Genomic DNA, 16,153 nt, shown 5'->3' with positions numbered 1-16,153 from the left:
TATAGCATCCAGAGGTTCAAAAACCTTGCACTTTCGTCGGCGAGCGCCGGGCAAATTGGGAAACTAAGCGACGAAACTACTATTTTGTAAGCTGTGTGGCTTCTAGATTCGCTCTGGAGACTTATTCAGCAAGCCCTATCTAGCAAAAGATACATATATGTCGTCAAAGCGGCGTTGTGTGGTTAAACGGCTAAAATCGATTCCCAATAATCCCCAAATTTACCAAATAGTCAAAGAGAGGTTTCAACGGGAAGCAGCTATTTTAGAAGAGCTCAGGGGCGCAAATGACTGAATTCCCGCATTGTATGCCTACTTCTTGTCAAGTGGGCAGATACTAGTACATAGTAATATTAAGTAAGTGCCGTTGAACACATTAACTACGCATTTCCCTAAATGCAACTCGAAAAACATTGTTAAAAATTATCATTCTCAAAATCGCCTGACAACCACATTGAGTCAGTCTGGTATTTCGTCCATTACCATAACGCTAGTTTACGAAGTTAAATAATTACTATGCACTACTATCTAATTGTTGAATCAATCAGATAAATTGCGTACTTATTATGTAATTTATTGTGACCTTTACCATGAACTAATTTATTCAATTGCTGATAAATATTCTGAAATAGTTCTTGACTTAGATGAGTATTAGCTTTGGAAAAAGCGGAGATATCTAGATCAAATCCTGGGTTCTTTAATCGTTGAAATAAATCCCACATACTCGTTAAACTGTCATCTAGAGCATAAGATAGCTAACACTCAAGGAAAAACAAGTATTCAACACTGGATAATAGTTTTTTGGTATTTCTCTGAGAATACCTTTGACAATTTTGTGAAATGAGTTTATTATCATTAGTCCAAAATTTAACGTATTTTGGGCTTTTTTGTCACCTTTTTCTTAAATTCCACACTTCTGACTAACATCATATTTGTTCTAGATTCATTAATCTGGCTGATATTACAGATAATGCTGTTAAAATTTACCAAAAAACCTTGGTTCTTTACACCCACAAAACTGAGTCTTATCCCATTTTTTCTAGTTACAAAATTAGTACGGATAAAGCTATTAGCTTGATCAATGAAAGCCAAAATTCATCACCGTTCAAGTAGCTATTAACTGACTAGTTACAGTCATGGGTGTACATAGGTGTTTGCTCTAGAGCGATCGCATCTTTGCCTATTTTTAAGTCATTTCCACGACCTACATATTCCATTACAACCCGCCTGTAAGTTAGCGTTTCAGTATAATAGTGATTATAAAGCTTTATTTTTAGGTCTTATACTAGATGTTCTCTGCAAGTGGGTTTGGAGAACTTGGTTAAGGGAGAAAGTCAAATGCTTTCAATGAAGAATAAATTTTGGAAATCTTGATTGAGTCAACAATAGGTGTCTCAAATTCATTTATAAAATTTCATTTTTAGGCTTAATTTATGCTGTTACTGTGTTGATTATCTTCAAAAGCAACTATTTGCTTTTTCTACTGTCACAATAGTAACAAATAAAGTGTAATTTTTTGATTTTTTTTGAAAATGGGGAATACTTTGACAAAACAAACATTTTTAATATTAATGATATTACTTGTTTCCTGAGACAAACTCTGATAATCTTATCGGTTCCCTCTTTAGTTAAACGCTTTCGATGCTCTAAATAATATACAGCAAATAGCATGATAATGACAAATAAAAAATGGGCAGTTAAACGCATAACAGTGAATCTCGCAACACAGGAAGCGGAAAAACTAGAAAAATATTGTCAACAAACAGGTAGACCAGCAACTGATGTAATTCGTGAACTGATTAGAAGTTTGCCTGTCTCCGACGACAGCAAAGATATAAACAGGTAAGAAGATGCTTTCATAACTTATTCAGATAACTGCTTTGCCACCAAAAAAATAGTCATGATACTTTTTTGAGTCCACTGCGATAGACAAAAATTTGTCTAGCTTATCCAGACGCGATTTTTCTCGCGTCTAGTAATTTGCCAGGACTAAAAGAAGTGATCAAATAGGTTTTCGTGTCGACATTCCCATGCCTTAATATGCTGGTGGAGTTGATATTAAGTAGCAAATTCCGACACCAACCCAGTTACAATCTGTAAAGAAACTGAAAAGGAACGACGGAATGCGCGTTGCAATCGTAGGTGCGGGACTGGCTGGGCTAGCAACCGCAGTAGATCTAGCTGATGCTGGTTGTGAAGTCGAGATTTTTGAGTCTCGTCCGTTTGTGGGTGGTAAAGTTGGCAGTTGGGTTGATGAAGATGGCAACCATCTAGAAATGGGGCTGCATGTATTTTTTGGGTGCTACTACCAATTATTTGATTTGATGAAGAAAGTGGGGGTGTTAGAAAACTTACGTCTCAAGGAACATACCCACACTTTCATAAACAAAGGGGGACAGACTGGTGCTTTAGATTTTCGATTTTTGACAGGTGCGCCTTTGAATGGCTTAAAAGCATTTTTCACTACTTCCCAACTATCGTTGCAGGATAAATTGCAAAATGCGATCGCTTTGGGTACTAGTCCGATAGTTCGCGGATTGGTAGACTTTAGTGGGGCGATGAAAACTATCCGCAAATTAGATAAAATTAGCTTTGCTGACTGGTTCCGCAGTCACGGTGGGAGTAATGGCAGCATCAAACGCTTATGGAACCCCATCGCCTATGCGCTGGGATTTATTGATTGCGAAAATATGTCTGCCCGTTGTATGTTAACGATATTTCAGCTATTTGCAGCCAGAACTGAAGCGTCAGTTTTGCGAATGCTGGAAGGTTCTCCATCTGAATATTTACACAAGCCCATTTTGGAATATCTGGAAGTCAGAGGCACGAAAGTTTACACACGTCGACAAGTGCGGGAAATTCAGTTTACTGAGTTAGACGAACAAACCCACGTCACTGGTATATTAGTTGCCCAAGGTGATACAGTAGAAACTATCACTGCTGATGCTTACGTTTTTGCCTGCGATGTTCCAGGAATTCAACGCATCCTACCCCACGAGTGGCGTAAGTGGTCAGAATTTGACAATATTTACAAACTGGATGCTGTGCCAGTGGCTACGGTGCAGTTACGCTTCGATGGTTGGGTGACGGAACTCAATGATGGAGAGCAACGTAAACAGCTAAATCATGCGGCAGGAATTGATAATTTACTTTATACAGCCGATGCTGACTTTTCATGTTTTGCCGATTTGGCGTTGACTAGCCCTGCTGATTATTATCGCCCAGGACAGGGGTCTTTGTTACAGTTAGTGCTAACACCGGGAGATCCGTTTATTGCCCAAAGTAATGAAGCGATCGCACAGCACGTCCTCAAGCAAGTCCATGAACTGTTTCCCTCGTCACGGGAGCTAAATATGACTTGGTACAGTGTGGTAAAACTTGCTCAGTCTCTCTATCGAGAAGCGCCAGGGATGGATGCCTACCGCCCTAACCAAAAAACACCAGTAGATAACTTCTTCCTTGCAGGGAGTTATACTCAGCAAGACTACATTGACAGCATGGAAGGAGCGACTATTTCTGGACGGCGTGCAGCAAAAGTGATTTTGGAGACTTTGAAGAGTTGAAGAAGAATTCAGAAGTCAGAATGGGCTAATCGCCCCGCTATCGCTAACAGCAGTCAGAATCAAGACGCTCGATAGCGTTCGCGCAGTGTCTCATAGAGAAGCGTTAGCGACATAGGAGCATCTGACTCGCAGACTACCAAATCTACGATTTGGTGGGGTCTTAAACCCGCTTATTCAGCGTTGACTGAGCGCTCACACTGAAGTCTGACAGTCGTACAAAATTCATTCTGAATTCTGACTCCTGACTCCTGAATTCTGTTTCGATAACTAACTGCAAAGAGCGCAAAGGAAGAAGAAAACAGATGTCAGATTGGTTAGAGCATACTGTGCAAGTAGAAGTAGATGTTCCTATAGATTTAGTATGGAGCCTCTGGTCTGATTTAGAGCAAATGCCCCGATGGATGAAGTGGATTGATTCGGTAAAAATTCCGCCAGATAATCCAGATATATCTATTTGGAAATTAAAAACTGGCAGTCTAGAATTTACTTGGAAATCTCGAATTCTCAAAGTTATTCCCAACCAAATTATCCAATGGGAATCGATTGATGGTTTGCCGAATCAAGGAGCGATTCGCTTTTACGATCGCCACGGTGGTAGCGTTGTCAAAATGACCGTTTCCTACGCTATTCCCGGCATTATTGGCAAAATTATGGATAACTTATTTTTGGGACGGATAGTTGAATCGACGATTCAAGCTGATTTGGAAAGGTTTAAAGAATACGCGCTGAATCTTAAATCTAATTGATATAGCTAGCCAAAACAGGCAGTAGAAAGCTTTTGCATTTTATTTCTTACTGCCTAAGAGCGACTATTGCCATCCCTCTAGTGACAGCGCCCTCTTTTCTAACTCTTCCAAAATTTGATGATGAAAATACTTTAAGGAGTCTAAAGCTAATGTTTCTTGCGTAGAAAGAGCTCCAAACTCATCTTGTTTTTTCTTTTTCAATAAATCAACTTGTTTTGATAAGTTATCTAAAGTTAATTCACAACCACTTTTGCCAGCAATTAAAACAATCTCAGCAGCTTTAGTTGTTTGTTTTATCTCTTTTTGTAAATCATCTTTGACATCGACTTGGCTAAGGAATTCCAGAATTGAAGACTGGTTAATCATAAATTTTACTTAAGTGATAAATTAATATACAAATTATCTGGTTGTAAAAAAGCAGTAATAATACGTAAAAATACTATTTAAACCAAAAGAACCTGCGATCGCGTAAATTGTACAGTATTAGTTATCACCTAGTAAATTGCGTTAATGCACCCTACTTACTGTCGGTTCTGGAAGTGGATCACCTACAGCTTCGTAAGCAATAATTAGAGACTCTAAGGCTTCAATTCCATTTACCACAGCCAACTCGTAAGTATCCCCATGAGTGCGCCAGCGTTGTCCTGGAAAATCAGGGAATCCTACCAAGAAGCAATTATCTTCTTCAGACCATTGAATAATCATTTGGTACTTAAGCTTACTCATCTTCTTTTTTACCTTCTACTTCCTTAATTGCTTGTTTCACTTCCTTCTCTTGGTAGCGTTTAGCGTCTGCTCCGTCTTTGCCTGAAATCGTGATTTTGGGACATGAAGGATACGTGCTAACTCACTTGCGCTCATTTGCAATTCATGAAGCTCATCAGCAAGAATTTTTCCAGGATGGATGGCTGGACGTACCATGTTGTTCTCCTTTAAGGATGAGCATACCAGTCCTTGTCAATAACAGGGACGACATTACCAAGTTGGATCGCTAAACAAATTAATCGTCAATTCCTCGCGTGGCGGGATTGCGGTGATACAAGCGCGGACGATTTCTCCATCCTCTAATTCGACAGTGCAAGCGTGACAAGAACCCATCAGACAACCGGTAGGAATAAATACCCCAGCCCGGTCTGCTACATCTAAGAGTGCTTCTCCCACCTCAGCATCTACTGTGACATCATCTGGTAAAAAGCGGACACTAACAATCATCAATGTTACGTATTTAATTTAGTATTGTCATTTGTCCAAAGTCCAATTGCAAATGACTAATGACATTTTTATGCACTTTAGCTTAAGACAAAAATGGAGTTAAGTCTAAATGGCTCTCTACTTCAGTGGCTAGAGAATCCAAAATCTGCTCTCGCTGTTCCCGATAGTTAGCCACACCGGTAGGCAAAGATTTTAAACCCCGCTGTTGACGGAGGCGATTTAACCAAGCCCGTCGCCAAGGACCGTTGTCAAAAATCCCGTGGAGATAAGTACCCCACACTGATTGACAATTATCCACCAACCCTAAATTAATATCGTCAAATAGGGCATGGTAGGATTGGGGATCTATCCCTTGCTGTTCGATGCGCGATCGCCCTTGGTGAATTTCAAAACCATTGACTGGCAAGCCCTGTTGCGGATAATTTGAGGTAACTTGGCGCTGGCGGGCAATTTTTTGTCCTGTAATTACAGTTCGGATTGGTAAAAGATTTAACCCTTGAAATCTGCCCGCTTGTCCCTCTATTCCTTCTGGATCAGCGATGATTTGACCGAGCATTTGATAGCCACCGCAGATACCTAAAACAGTTCCACCAGAAGCAGCGTAGTTTTGGATAGCTTCTGCCATACCGCTTTTTTGCAACAGGAGCAAATCAGCAATTGTCGTCTTTGTACCTGGGAGAATCACGGCATCAGGATGTCCTAAATCTTGCTTAGGACTGAGATATTTTACTGAAACTGTGCTTTCTGATTCTAGTGGGTCAAAGTCGGTGAAGTTGGCAATTCTTGGTAAGCGGATGACGGCAATGTTGAGGTCAGTTTGAGCTTTATTCGACGATGATTGACGTTCTAGCAGATCAAGGGAGTCTTCTGCTGGAAACACTTCTTGTAAGTAGGGTATAACACCGACAACAGGGATACCCGTGCGTTCTTCCAACCATTTTATCCCCGGATCTAAGAGCGATCGCTGTCCTCGAAACTTATTAATTACTACACCCTTAATTAGAGCGCGTTCATCTGGTTCTAATAACTCTAAGGTGCCAACGACATGGGCAAAAGCACCACCCCGATCAATATCAACCACTAACATGGTTGGTGCATTCAAATATTTTGCCACCCGCATATTAGTTAAATCGCGGTGCTTAAGGTTAATCTCCGCTGGACTACCAGCACCTTCACAAACCACTAAGTCAAATTCTGTTCCTAAATGCTGTAGCGATTCTTCAATTGTCCGCCACCCCAGGTCAAAATATTGCTCGTAGTAATCTGAGGCACTCACTTTGCCTACAGACCTACCTTTGATAATTACTTGGGAGGTCATATCACCTTGAGGTTTGAGCAAAATTGGGTTCATTTCTACCCAAGGCACAACTCCCGCCGCCCAAGCTTGCACTGCTTGGGCATAGCCAATTTCTCCACCACTCGCAGTAACATAAGCATTTAAAGCCATATTTTGACCTTTAAAGGGAGCCACTCGCCAACCACGCCGCGACAGAATCCGACAAATAGCTGTAGTTAAAAGTGATTTCCCTGCATGGGATGTTGTCCCCACTACCATAATTGATTTCATAGTCGCTATTAATTAGTTTTTCAAGATCCAGGGTGAAACATGAGGGAACACGGGGATACGGATACAAGGGGATGCAAAGAGAGCATTTGATAATTTCTCTGCGTCTCTACCTCTGTGTGTCTCTGTTCCTTAGTTCCCACCACCTAGAAAATTTCGGTCAGATGGTTATGATAAAGACTTCATGAATAGATGTGATGTTTCCGTATATATTGTTCCCTTTGATTGCCTAATCCTAACTCTTTGGTTTTTTATTCTAAAAAGGTATCCGCAACCAACGAATCACAGCATCGGATAAACGATCGCGCCATGAAGGAGTCCGCCAATTTTTTCCCTGATATTGTTCGACTAACTGTCGTCCCAAAGGAGTCAGGCGAAAACTATCTGTAATCCCCTGTCCATCGACTTCTCGCCGCAATACACCCACTTGGATCAGCCAGCCTAAGCCGTTGTCACACGCTAATTCTGATAAGGGGCGTTTAGTATAGCCTTGCTTAAGTCCATTTTCTAGAGCGATCGCACCCAATGATACACTCTCGTGTCCCATGACTTCAAATAAAGATACATTAAAGGGTGAACACACTAGCGATCGCTCGGCTCTTTTTATTGTGCTAAGAGGATAGACAAAAATATTTGGGTTTTGGGAATCAACAGCAGGCATCGTGTATGGGGAGAAATTTTTCTTCTAATAAAGATTAATTTAAGAGTATATTTTTTCTGACACCAGCGACCTTATATAAGCAAAATTAGTTACTTAAAGTATAGTTATGCGATTTTTTAGTAATTATATTTAACAAAACAGAATTCAGCAGTCAATAGTCAGAATGGGCTAAACCTTAGCTATCCGCTAACAGAATGAATTCTGTAGGACTGGCGCATAGCCGAGCGTCTGAATAGACGGGTTTAAATCCCCCATTCATGGTTACTGAGCAGTTCGGCAAGATCATTGTGCCACTTGCCGTTGGCGCAGCTTCTCCTAGAGAAGTATTAATTCTGACTCCTGTTAGCGATAGCGGGGCGATTAGCCCATTCTGACTTCTGAATTCTAGTTTAATCATTATAAATTAATGTAGAATTTCAAGTGCATCAACAATCTGAAACAGGAAAGGTTAATTATGCCTCTAGCAGTTGGTACGGATGCACCTGCATTTACCGCCAAAGATACAAACGGCAACACAGTCTCGTTATCTGATTTTGCCGGGAAGACGGTCGTTTTGTATTTTTACCCCCAAGATGACACGCCGGGCTGCACCAAACAAGCCTGTAGTTTTCGGGATGCTCAATCTGAATATCAAGGTAAAGATGTTATAATCCTGGGAGTCAGTGCAGATGATGAAGTCTCCCATCAGGCATTCACCCAAAAATATAATTTGAATTTTCCGCTACTAGCTGACACTGACAAATCCCTCATCAAAGCTTTTGATGTGGACAAGCGCATCACCTACGTAATTGACCCCAGCGGGAAAATTAGCCATGTTGACGCTAATGTAAATACCACTACCCATGCTAGCGATATTTTAGCTGCACTTGGGCTGTAGTTTTTTACCTGATAACTAAAGTCTCAACCCCAAGCCTCTAAGGTTTGGGGTTCTTTATTTGAATTCAATTGCCTGATGATGGTGTAACTGGTTGTGGTACAAGCAATGGCAAGCTGGGGGTTGCTTGCTGTGGTTGACCTTGAATTAATTTTTGTTGCCTTGCTTTAAAAGCGGCGGCGGCTGAGTCTAATTGTTCGTTCTGTTGGTCAGAATTCCACTTGAGAGTCCCAAAATTTGCCTGATGAATCAGGTCAAACATATTGAAGTTATCTGAGTTCGTGCGGGAGAACGGATCGGTATTTTGGTCTGTTGTACTACCGCTGGGAAAAGCATCGGCTGGAGTGACTTGAGCCGAACTAGATTCAGCCATGAGCAAGGAAGCAAAGCTAACTCCCGCTACGGTAGCTACAAAGAGTCTAGTAATTTGTAAAAATGGTTTTTTCATGGGGTTTTGACCCTAAGATTGCTCGATTTTATCTTAAGCAAGAGTGCGACGCAGTTGGGGTTGAATACTCAGTAAAGCGACAAGAGCAAAGCCAAACAACACTAACAGCGCTCCTCCAAAGGTAACATTTCCCCAAGGAGCCTGCATCACTACACTACTTAATCCCCAACTGTTATGGAGATAGAGATAGCGAATGGGTTCGATCGCATAGGTGAGAGGATTCAGGGTAGCCACAACCTGCAACCACTGAGGCATGAATGATAGTGGTGCTAAAGCTGTACTAGCAAACAACAGTGGTAGGTTAGTGACGAAAATTACTGCGATTAGTTCAATGTGTCCGGGTAAGGCAAAAGCTAAACCGAGGGAGATGGCTGTCACACCTAAAGCTAAGAGTAAGACAATTAAAGCGATCGCACTTAAACCTAATGCACTTGGTAGTCCAGCCCCCAAGAACGCCGCAGCCCCTACAATCACCGCTGCTTGCAGCAAACTTTGGCTAATGATGAAGATTGCCGAAGCAAAGACAATAGAAAACCGTGATGCTAAGGGTGCTACCAGCAAACGATTAAAAAAGCCAAACTCGCGGTCAAACATTACGGGCAAACCAGCATTCAGCGCCCCAGCAAAGGCTGTAAACACAATTATCCCAGCAGCTAAAAATTGTCCGTAATTTGTTGTTGTATTGCCAAATATACCCTTGGGTGCATTTTGGAACAAAGCACCAAATAGGACTAACCACATCACCGGCTGAATAATTCCGGCAACCAAGGATGAGGGACGGCGTTGCAACTGAATAAACAAGCGACGAGTTAAAGCCAACGTCTCTTGTATTAATTCACCGAAAAAGTTAGGTGCAGCATTAGCATCTACTTGTGGTGATGCTAATGGCTGCCAATTGATATCAGATTTAGGGGTAACGCTCATAATAATTTGGGCATTGGGCATTGGGCATTGAGAATTGGGCATTAAGAATTGGGTATTGGGCATTGGAAATTCGTGAGTATCTCCATACCCCATGCCCTATCTCATATTCTGCTTTTTTTCAGCCTTGGGATCGCGAGTGGCAACTGCTGCAAGTTCTGCATCCATCAGTGTGCGTCCTGTGGCGGCAAGGTAAACGTCATCGAGACTGGGGCGAGATTGGGCAATGCCAAAAATTGGTAAGTCAGCAGCATTTAGAGCTTGCTGTACGTTAATGAGAGCATCATTCTGAGATGTCACCACTAAGTTAAGGGAATTACCTTGAGCGCTGTTGATGATTACTTCTTGCACAAACGGCAAAGATTGCAACACGTTTTTAGCAATTTCGGCTTCATCAATGGAGGAAAACTCGCGGATTCTTAAGGTGATGCGATCGCCCCCTACTTGATCTTTTAACTGTGAAGGTGTACCATTTGCAATCACAACGCCGCGATCTATAATTGCCACGCGATCGGCTAGTGCGTCAATCTCTTCTAGATAATGGCTGGTAATTACTACCGTCGTCCCAGAGGCGCGTAATTTTCTCAGGAAATCCCAAACTACAAACCGGGTTTCGATGTCAAGTCCTACGGTTGGCTCATCCAATACCAAAACATCCGGTGAATGAAGCAACCCAGCAGCCAAGTCTAGACGCTTGCGTAAACCGCCAGAGTAGGTTCCTGTTTTTTTGTTGGCGTATTCTTGCAAACCGAGTAAATCTAATACCGTCTCAATGCGCTGTTTGGCGATCGCGCCTGGGAGGTGATAAAGTGCTGCTTGTAATTGCAGCAGTTCTCTTCCAGTCAGCACCTTATCTATAGCAACTTCCTGAGCTACATAGCCTAGTCGTTGTCTTGCCAATTTGGGATTATCTAATACAGAAATACCAGATACTTCGATTTTGCCAGCGTCTGGTGTGGTCAGCGTACACAAAGCACGCAAGGTGGTAGTTTTACCAGCACCGTTGGGGCCTAGTAAACCAAAGATTTCTCCTGATTCTACCTCAAAGGAAACATCCTGGACGGCAACCACCGTGCCGTAGCGTTTTTGCAAATTTTGAATTAAAACGGCGGGAGCCATCTCAGCTTGTCCCCAACTATATAAATCTCAATAAAGTCTATCTTTATTGTATGAGGTGCAGAACAAGGAAAGATTAAGCAATTCAAAATTAAAAATTAACAAAGTCACGCTATGTACAACTTTTACTCAAACCTAACCCTTCAACCCCCTTGTCTAATTACTGGGAAATCTACCTTATACACACAAATCTTTTAAAGTTACTGCGTAACATAGGGTAAATTAATTTTTGCAGGTCGATACAACTAAGGCGCAGGTCGATACAACTAAGGTGCAGGTCGATACAACTAAGGCGCAAGTCGATACAACTCAGGTGCAGGTCGATGCAACTCAGGTGCAAGTCGATGCAACTCAGGTGCAGGTCGATACAACTCAGGTGCAGGTCGATGCAACTAAGGTGCAGGTCGATGCAACTCAGGTGCAGGTCGATGCAACAACAATATGGTTCGGGTAAGACTTGATCCCCCCAACCCCCTCCTAAAAAGACTTGCTCAGAATGGCTCTATTTCCCCCTTTTTAAGGGGGACTAAGGGGGATCATTAAGGACTGCGTACCTTAATCGAACCATATTAGATGAAACAAAGACAGTTGCCTAAAATAGAAATGATTATTGTGGAGTGGGGAGAATTTAAAGCCTCTCTCCTTGCAGAAGAGAGGTCAGAATATTAAGTTGTACATCGCGTGAAAGTCTGTTTTTGGGAGTTATATGAGGAGAAAAATCAAATCTTCACCACTTTCAAAGTCTTAAAGCTTGTGTCATTGCAACCACTGATGAATCCTCCCATCGCCTGGATTTGTTGCAGATAGTCAAGGACAGGTTTGGTAATGACTTCTCCCGGCATTAACATGGGAATTCCTGGGGGATAGGGACAGACAATTTCGGCACAGATGCGATCGCTTGTTTGTATTAGAGGCAATGTTTCGCTGACAGTAAAGAAGGCTTCACGGGGAGAAAAATGTAAAGCATGACTCACTGTACTTATGAGATTTTGACAGAGATGGTTGTTAAGAGTCAAGTTGGTTCGGCGATATTCTTTGGCAAGAGTAGTGAAACTTTGCACTAATTGCTCAATATCGGCTGGAGTGTTGCCCAAACTAATAATAAAAGTGAGATGTTGCAGTGAAGCGAATTCAGCGGTGACAGCAAATTTTTCATCGAGAATTTCATCTGCTTCAAATCCGGTTAAACCTAAGCCAGAAACAGTTACAGTTAGTCGCGTTTTATCTAAAGCCACAAAGCCGGGAGATTCCCCCAACTGAGGCAAAACTGATAATCCAGGAATTCGGCTGATTCTCGTTCTAGCTTCATCAGCAAGTTGCAAAGTGCGAGACATCAGCATTTTTCCGTGGAGTGCCATTTGCTGACGCGCTGCATCTAAAGAAGCTAAAAGTAAATAACTAGGACTGGTAGATTGTACAAGCTGCAAAGCTTTACTGATGCGATCGCAATCTATCCGATTACCTTGGACGTGCAACATTGATGCTTGTGTCATTGCACCGAGTACTTTGTGGATGGATTGTACAGTTAAATCGGCACCTGCGGCTAAAGCGGAAGTGGGTAATTCAGGATGAAAGACGAAATGTGCGCCGTGTGCTTCATCTACAAGTAGAGGGATATTATATTGATGTGTAATATTGGCGAGCGCACTCAAATCACCGCAAACGCCGTAATATGTTGGGTAAACTGTCAACACTGCTTTAGCGTCAGGATGCAGTTGGAGTGCAGATTGTACAGTATTGGGCGTGATGCTGTGGGCAATATCTAAAACTGGATCGTATTCAGGATTAAGAAAAATTGGGATTGCACCGGAGAGAATTAAACCAGCGATCGCAGAAGAATGTACATTGCGAGGCAAAATTATTTTATCACCCATGCCACAGGTAGCGAGAATTGCTGCTTCCACACCGCAGGTAGAACCGTTGACAAGGAACCATGTTTGTGATGCGCCGAATGCTTCCGCCGCCAGTTGTTGCGCTGCTTGAATCACGCCTTGGGGTGCAAAGAGATTATCTAAATCTGCTAGTTCTGTTAAATCAGCACGAAAGACTTTTGTACCAAGTAAATCAGCCAAAGGTTGAGCAATACCCGCGCCTCGCTTATGTCCTGGCGTGTAAAAGGGAGCGTGAGGGCGTGCTGCATTAGCTTTCAAGGCGTTTAATAAAGGTGTTTGGTTTTGATTGAGCATTTTTGAAAAGATGCGTTCCCCCTGAGAAGAAACCCAGTTTGTCACTCAACAGCATAAGAAGTAAATTGACGTTTAAACGGGGAATAAAAACCAATAACTATATCTGAGGGAGGTATACCTAACTCAACTAACGTCTCAGCAACAAGTTCTTCTGTACCATTATATTGAATCCATATCTTTCCATTTTGGATATCAAAATGCATTATGGGGCCAAATACCCGCTTATCACCTTGCCAACCTATATAAGCTAGTTGATAGTGGTCGTTTTCATTGTCAAAGATTAGTTCTGGTTTAATAGTATTGGTATTAGAACTGATTTGTGCATGTTCGGTTAAAATTTGTTTGACGATTTTTCGATAGCGTTCTATTTTATCCATTGTCGAATCTCCTGCTTTTTGGGGTCGTAAGTTACTAATTTAACTTTGTAACGTTGAAGCGTGCGTTGGACAAAAGCAAGTTGGAAAAAATCTAAGTAGGTTTCATGTGGAACTGCTAAATAAATAATTCGCTCTGGTTGATTTTCCTCCAATGCGAGACAGTAATTAAGGTATTGACCAAGGGCTGTGTGAAATTCATTGATATCAGAACCTGCAATAAAACTTTTAATTTCAACCGCTATTTTTTCGGTATCGCGTTCTGCTGCGATCGCATTTTCTGCGGCTAAATCTATTTGGACTTTAACTACATCGCTAATACGAATATATAAAGGGTCATTGGTAATTATCCACCCATCTTTGATTAAGGCATTTTTTACCTGTTGATGAAAAACATCTTTAGCCATTAAGTATTTTGTTTATTTTAATCGTATCTGAAATAAAACCAGATTTTGTTAAACAGGTTGAACCAGCAAATAGTTGTGCGATCGCTCTTTATCTAATGGTGTTCTATCAATCTGTTACATTTATAAAGAATATGAAAGGCTCACGCAGAGGCGCAGAGGCGCGGAGATACAGAGAAGATGAGGGCTTATCATCAGATTCCGATTTTTGAGTGTGGTGAACCGCTAATAGAGATTCCTTTGGAATTGTTTGCGGTGGAATCTCCCCATCCTTATGAAAAGTTGGGTGCTACTTATGGCGAACACTCTCCTTATTGTCTTCGCCAAAGGGTGATTGAAAGTTTGATCCAAGCGCAAAGTTATCTTGATGTTCTGCATCCTAAGTGGCGGATTCAAATTTTTGACGCTTATCGCCCGATCGCAGTCCAGCAGTTTATGGTAGATTACAGCTTCGCCCAAGCAGTGCAGGATAGAGGACTGACTGAGGTGGAGTTATCACCAAACCAACGTCAAGAGGTTTGGGAAGCAGTTTATGCAATTTGGGCTGTACCAAGTTTGGATGAAAAAACTCCGCCTCCTCACAGTACGGGTGCGGCGGTGGATGTGACGCTAGTGGATGATGCAGGGCAAATAGTGAATATGGGTTCGCCGATTGATGAAATGTCAGAGCGATCGCATCCCGATTATTATGCCAATAGCGATCGCCAACAAGCACAAAAGTATCATGCTCACCGTCAGCTATTGCGAAGTGTCATGTTAAAAGCCGGCTTTCAACGCAATCCTAGAGAGTGGTGGCATTTTTCTGTTGGCGATCAAATGTGGGCTTGGCTGAATAATCAATCTAATCCAGCCAATCATCTCACAGCATATTATGGGCGTCTTGTATAGATGCGTTATGCATCTTGAGGATTCAGTTCCTTTAACTCGTCAGTGGTGTAAGTACCAATGGGAGTCCAAACTAGATAAGGAAGGAGTAACAGCGCTGCCAGTCCCGAAATCGGCAAAACGCAGATTGCCAGGACAACGCCTGAAATCAAACCCATTAATCCAAGAATTTCCCCAGCTTTGAGACTGCGAAACCTCAGCATTACAGGTATGTAGGCGACGGTGATAATTTCCAGTAAGAGATACAAAGCCATTAGTAGCCAAGTAATTAGGCTTCCTGGATTTTTTTGCCAAACAACATAAGCTGAAGTTGCACCGCCAATAAAAACCACAGTCCAAATGAGCGGAATTAGCGGCTCAAAAACTAGCCATCGAGGACGACTTAAATGTGCAAACCATTTAATATCACGCGGCGTAATAAAGAAGCTACCAAGGGCGATGCAGAAAGTTATAGCCCCAATTATTATCCAAGATGGAATCATAATGCACTCTTGCTGATGTATTTTATTAAGTCATACACTGCAAGTTTGACAATTTAAGGTGTATGTTGAATCCTTCGTTGGTGCGAATCTTAGACATCTTGAGGATTGAGACTAGCCATCTGCCAAGTGGTATAAGTACCAATGGGACTCCAGAGCAAATAAGGAACTAGTAATAGTGCTGCCCAACCAGAAAAACCTAAAACTGCAAGCATCAATAAAGCACTAATGATAAAACCTGTGCCACCGATAATTGTACCCACTTTTAAGCTACGAAGCTTAAACATTACGGGCGTATAGGCAATGGTAATAATTTCTAAAAGCAGATATAAACCCATGATTAACCAGGTTAAGGTACTTCCTGGATCTTTTTCCCAAACAATATAAGCCGACCAAGCACCGCAAATAAATATTACAGTCCAGATAATTGGAATCGCGCCCTCAAAAGTTAGCCATCTCGGTCGTTGTAAGCGCTTGAACCACAGGCGATCGCTAGGCTTAATCACGTTAGCTGCCAGGGCAACTAAAAAAGCGACACCCCCAATCACCATCCAAGATTTAATCATGCCCCTTATCCTTTGCAAGCGCTGTCTATCGCTTAAATACCACTCTTTATAGAGCAATTTTGTCAATTTAGTTGCTAACTACTCATCATCCCTGAGTTTGATAACTTCGCATCGTTTGGCAGGATTTTAAATTATGAACCTCTGAGCTTTGTGAATG

The 16,153-nt window shown here is 41.9% G+C and carries 19 protein-coding genes and 2 pseudogenes; 7 read left to right on the top strand and 14 right to left on the bottom strand.

Translation table 11 applies throughout. The features are described from left to right. Positions 1-106 precede the first annotated feature (106 nt). Positions 107-289 (top strand): annotated as a pseudogene (locus ACEW80_RS04765) (serine/threonine protein kinase); the annotation flags it as partial. Between the two features lie 238 nt (positions 290-527). On the opposite strand, the pseudogene ACEW80_RS04760 reads toward ACEW80_RS04765, so the two are convergent. After that, positions 528-853, bottom strand: a pseudogene (locus ACEW80_RS04760) (IS4 family transposase); the annotation flags it as partial. A gap of 813 nt (positions 854-1,666) precedes the next feature. Here ACEW80_RS04760 and ACEW80_RS04755 point away from each other — a divergent pair. The 3 genes from ACEW80_RS04755 (at position 1,667) to ACEW80_RS04745 (ending at position 4,306) form a co-directional block, all read left to right on the top strand. Further along, positions 1,667-1,843, top strand: a complete 177-nt coding sequence (locus tag ACEW80_RS04755) for a CopG family transcriptional regulator (protein ID WP_373525487.1) — start codon at positions 1,667-1,669, stop codon at positions 1,841-1,843. Positions 1,844-2,120: 277 nt separating this feature from the next. Continuing rightward, positions 2,121-3,560 carry a 9,9'-di-cis-zeta-carotene desaturase gene (gene zds, locus ACEW80_RS04750; protein WP_373525486.1) on the top strand — a complete coding sequence of 480 codons (1,440 nt, stop codon included), beginning with the start codon at positions 2,121-2,123 and terminating at the stop codon, positions 3,558-3,560. Between the two features lie 302 nt (positions 3,561-3,862). Beyond that, positions 3,863-4,306 (top strand): SRPBCC family protein, encoded by a 444-nt coding sequence (locus tag ACEW80_RS04745; RefSeq protein ID WP_373525485.1) that lies wholly within the window; start codon positions 3,863-3,865, stop codon positions 4,304-4,306. Positions 4,307-4,369: 63 nt separating this feature from the next. Here the strand turns inward: ACEW80_RS04745 and ACEW80_RS04740 are convergent, their stop codons facing one another. From ACEW80_RS04740 to ACEW80_RS04720, 5 genes are all read right to left on the bottom strand, one after another. Then, on the bottom strand, positions 4,370-4,672 hold the full coding sequence (locus ACEW80_RS04740) for a hypothetical protein (RefSeq protein WP_373525484.1): 303 nt from the start codon (positions 4,670-4,672) through the stop codon (positions 4,370-4,372). A 141-nt stretch (positions 4,673-4,813) separates the two neighbouring features. Then, complete coding sequence (locus ACEW80_RS04735; RefSeq protein WP_373525483.1) at positions 4,814-5,032, bottom strand: type II toxin-antitoxin system HicB family antitoxin; 219 nt, start codon at positions 5,030-5,032, stop codon at positions 4,814-4,816. Between the two features lie 249 nt (positions 5,033-5,281). Then, the gene (locus ACEW80_RS04730; protein ID WP_373525482.1) at positions 5,282-5,518 is read right to left on the bottom strand and encodes a 2Fe-2S iron-sulfur cluster-binding protein; all 237 of its coding nucleotides are present in this window, start codon (positions 5,516-5,518) and stop codon (positions 5,282-5,284) included. 82 nt (positions 5,519-5,600) lie between these two features. Continuing rightward, entirely contained in the window at positions 5,601-7,085 is a 1,485-nt protein-coding gene (cobQ, locus tag ACEW80_RS04725) for a cobyric acid synthase CobQ (RefSeq protein ID WP_373525481.1), read from the bottom strand. A gap of 253 nt (positions 7,086-7,338) precedes the next feature. Next, entirely contained in the window at positions 7,339-7,743 is a 405-nt protein-coding gene (locus tag ACEW80_RS04720) for an Npun_F0494 family protein (RefSeq protein WP_373525480.1), read from the bottom strand. 454 nt (positions 7,744-8,197) lie between these two features. Here ACEW80_RS04720 and ACEW80_RS04715 point away from each other — a divergent pair, with 454 nt between their 5' ends. After that, a complete protein-coding gene (locus ACEW80_RS04715; protein WP_373525479.1) occupies positions 8,198-8,620 on the top strand; it encodes a peroxiredoxin in 423 nt (140 codons plus the stop codon). Positions 8,621-8,684: 64 nt separating this feature from the next. Here ACEW80_RS04715 and ACEW80_RS04710 read toward each other — a convergent pair whose 3' ends face one another. The 3 genes from ACEW80_RS04710 to ACEW80_RS04700 all read right to left on the bottom strand — a co-directional run bounded on the left by ACEW80_RS04710 (position 8,685) and on the right by ACEW80_RS04700 (position 11,105). Beyond that, positions 8,685-9,065 carry a hypothetical protein gene (locus ACEW80_RS04710; RefSeq protein WP_373525478.1) on the bottom strand — a complete coding sequence of 127 codons (381 nt, stop codon included), beginning with the start codon at positions 9,063-9,065 and terminating at the stop codon, positions 8,685-8,687. A gap of 33 nt (positions 9,066-9,098) precedes the next feature. After that, positions 9,099-9,989, bottom strand: coding sequence for an ABC transporter permease (locus tag ACEW80_RS04705; RefSeq protein ID WP_373525488.1), 891 nt, complete (start codon positions 9,987-9,989; stop codon positions 9,099-9,101). Between the two features lie 96 nt (positions 9,990-10,085). Further along, positions 10,086-11,105 carry an ATP-binding cassette domain-containing protein gene (locus ACEW80_RS04700; protein WP_373525477.1) on the bottom strand — a complete coding sequence of 340 codons (1,020 nt, stop codon included), beginning with the start codon at positions 11,103-11,105 and terminating at the stop codon, positions 10,086-10,088. Between the two features lie 226 nt (positions 11,106-11,331). Between ACEW80_RS04700 and ACEW80_RS04695 the strand changes: the two genes are divergently transcribed. Then, positions 11,332-11,556: a hypothetical protein gene (locus ACEW80_RS04695; protein WP_373525476.1), complete on the top strand. Its 225-nt coding sequence runs from the start codon at positions 11,332-11,334 to the stop codon at positions 11,554-11,556. 265 nt (positions 11,557-11,821) lie between these two features. On the opposite strand, the gene ACEW80_RS04690 is transcribed toward ACEW80_RS04695, so the two are convergent. From ACEW80_RS04690 to ACEW80_RS04680, 3 genes are read right to left on the bottom strand one after another with little or no spacing between them, the layout of a single operon-like run. After that, positions 11,822-13,288 (bottom strand): aminotransferase class I/II-fold pyridoxal phosphate-dependent enzyme, encoded by a 1,467-nt coding sequence (locus tag ACEW80_RS04690; RefSeq protein WP_373525475.1) that lies wholly within the window; start codon positions 13,286-13,288, stop codon positions 11,822-11,824. 41 nt (positions 13,289-13,329) lie between these two features. After that, entirely contained in the window at positions 13,330-13,665 is a 336-nt protein-coding gene (locus ACEW80_RS04685; protein ID WP_373525474.1) for a XisI protein, read from the bottom strand. Further along, a complete protein-coding gene (locus tag ACEW80_RS04680) occupies positions 13,653-14,069 on the bottom strand; it encodes a XisH family protein (RefSeq protein WP_373525473.1) in 417 nt (138 codons plus the stop codon). Before ACEW80_RS04680 ends, ACEW80_RS04685 begins: the two co-directional genes overlap by 13 nt. A 177-nt stretch (positions 14,070-14,246) precedes the next feature. Between ACEW80_RS04680 and ACEW80_RS04675 the strand changes: the two genes are divergently transcribed. Next, on the top strand, positions 14,247-14,954 hold the full coding sequence (locus ACEW80_RS04675) for a M15 family metallopeptidase (protein WP_373525472.1): 708 nt from the start codon (positions 14,247-14,249) through the stop codon (positions 14,952-14,954). Positions 14,955-14,959: 5 nt separating this feature from the next. Here ACEW80_RS04675 and ACEW80_RS04670 read toward each other — a convergent pair whose 3' ends face one another. Continuing rightward, positions 14,960-15,433 carry a TspO/MBR family protein gene (locus ACEW80_RS04670; RefSeq protein WP_373525471.1) on the bottom strand — a complete coding sequence of 158 codons (474 nt, stop codon included), beginning with the start codon at positions 15,431-15,433 and terminating at the stop codon, positions 14,960-14,962. Between the two features lie 89 nt (positions 15,434-15,522). Continuing rightward, positions 15,523-15,996 (bottom strand): TspO/MBR family protein, encoded by a 474-nt coding sequence (locus tag ACEW80_RS04665; protein WP_373525470.1) that lies wholly within the window; start codon positions 15,994-15,996, stop codon positions 15,523-15,525. Positions 15,997-16,153: the final 157 nt, after the last annotated feature.

Source organism: Nostoc sp. (assembly GCF_041747015.1).
Taxonomy (GTDB): Bacteria; Cyanobacteriota; Cyanobacteriia; order Cyanobacteriales; family Nostocaceae; genus Nostoc.
This window is presented reverse-complemented; position numbering and strand designations above follow the sequence as displayed.

Coding starts and splice junctions, on each gene's coding strand:
- ACEW80_RS04755 (WP_373525487.1), top strand. CDS start 1,667: ATGATAATGACAAATAAAAAATGGGCAGTTAAACGCATAACAGTGAAT.
- zds (WP_373525486.1), top strand. CDS start 2,121: ATGCGCGTTGCAATCGTAGGTGCGGGACTGGCTGGGCTAGCAACCGCA.
- ACEW80_RS04745 (WP_373525485.1), top strand. CDS start 3,863: ATGTCAGATTGGTTAGAGCATACTGTGCAAGTAGAAGTAGATGTTCCT.
- ACEW80_RS04740 (WP_373525484.1), bottom strand. CDS start 4,672: ATGATTAACCAGTCTTCAATTCTGGAATTCCTTAGCCAAGTCGATGTC.
- ACEW80_RS04735 (WP_373525483.1), bottom strand. CDS start 5,032: ATGAGTAAGCTTAAGTACCAAATGATTATTCAATGGTCTGAAGAAGAT.
- ACEW80_RS04730 (WP_373525482.1), bottom strand. CDS start 5,518: ATGATTGTTAGTGTCCGCTTTTTACCAGATGATGTCACAGTAGATGCT.
- cobQ (WP_373525481.1), bottom strand. CDS start 7,085: ATGAAATCAATTATGGTAGTGGGGACAACATCCCATGCAGGGAAATCA.
- ACEW80_RS04720 (WP_373525480.1), bottom strand. CDS start 7,743: ATGCCTGCTGTTGATTCCCAAAACCCAAATATTTTTGTCTATCCTCTT.
- ACEW80_RS04715 (WP_373525479.1), top strand. CDS start 8,198: ATGCCTCTAGCAGTTGGTACGGATGCACCTGCATTTACCGCCAAAGAT.
- ACEW80_RS04710 (WP_373525478.1), bottom strand. CDS start 9,065: ATGAAAAAACCATTTTTACAAATTACTAGACTCTTTGTAGCTACCGTA.
- ACEW80_RS04705 (WP_373525488.1), bottom strand. CDS start 9,989: ATGAGCGTTACCCCTAAATCTGATATCAATTGGCAGCCATTAGCATCA.
- ACEW80_RS04700 (WP_373525477.1), bottom strand. CDS start 11,105: ATGGCTCCCGCCGTTTTAATTCAAAATTTGCAAAAACGCTACGGCACG.
- ACEW80_RS04690 (WP_373525475.1), bottom strand. CDS start 13,288: ATGCTCAATCAAAACCAAACACCTTTATTAAACGCCTTGAAAGCTAAT.
- ACEW80_RS04685 (WP_373525474.1), bottom strand. CDS start 13,665: ATGGATAAAATAGAACGCTATCGAAAAATCGTCAAACAAATTTTAACC.
- ACEW80_RS04680 (WP_373525473.1), bottom strand. CDS start 14,069: ATGGCTAAAGATGTTTTTCATCAACAGGTAAAAAATGCCTTAATCAAA.
- ACEW80_RS04675 (WP_373525472.1), top strand. CDS start 14,247: ATGAGGGCTTATCATCAGATTCCGATTTTTGAGTGTGGTGAACCGCTA.
- ACEW80_RS04670 (WP_373525471.1), bottom strand. CDS start 15,433: ATGATTCCATCTTGGATAATAATTGGGGCTATAACTTTCTGCATCGCC.
- ACEW80_RS04665 (WP_373525470.1), bottom strand. CDS start 15,996: ATGATTAAATCTTGGATGGTGATTGGGGGTGTCGCTTTTTTAGTTGCC.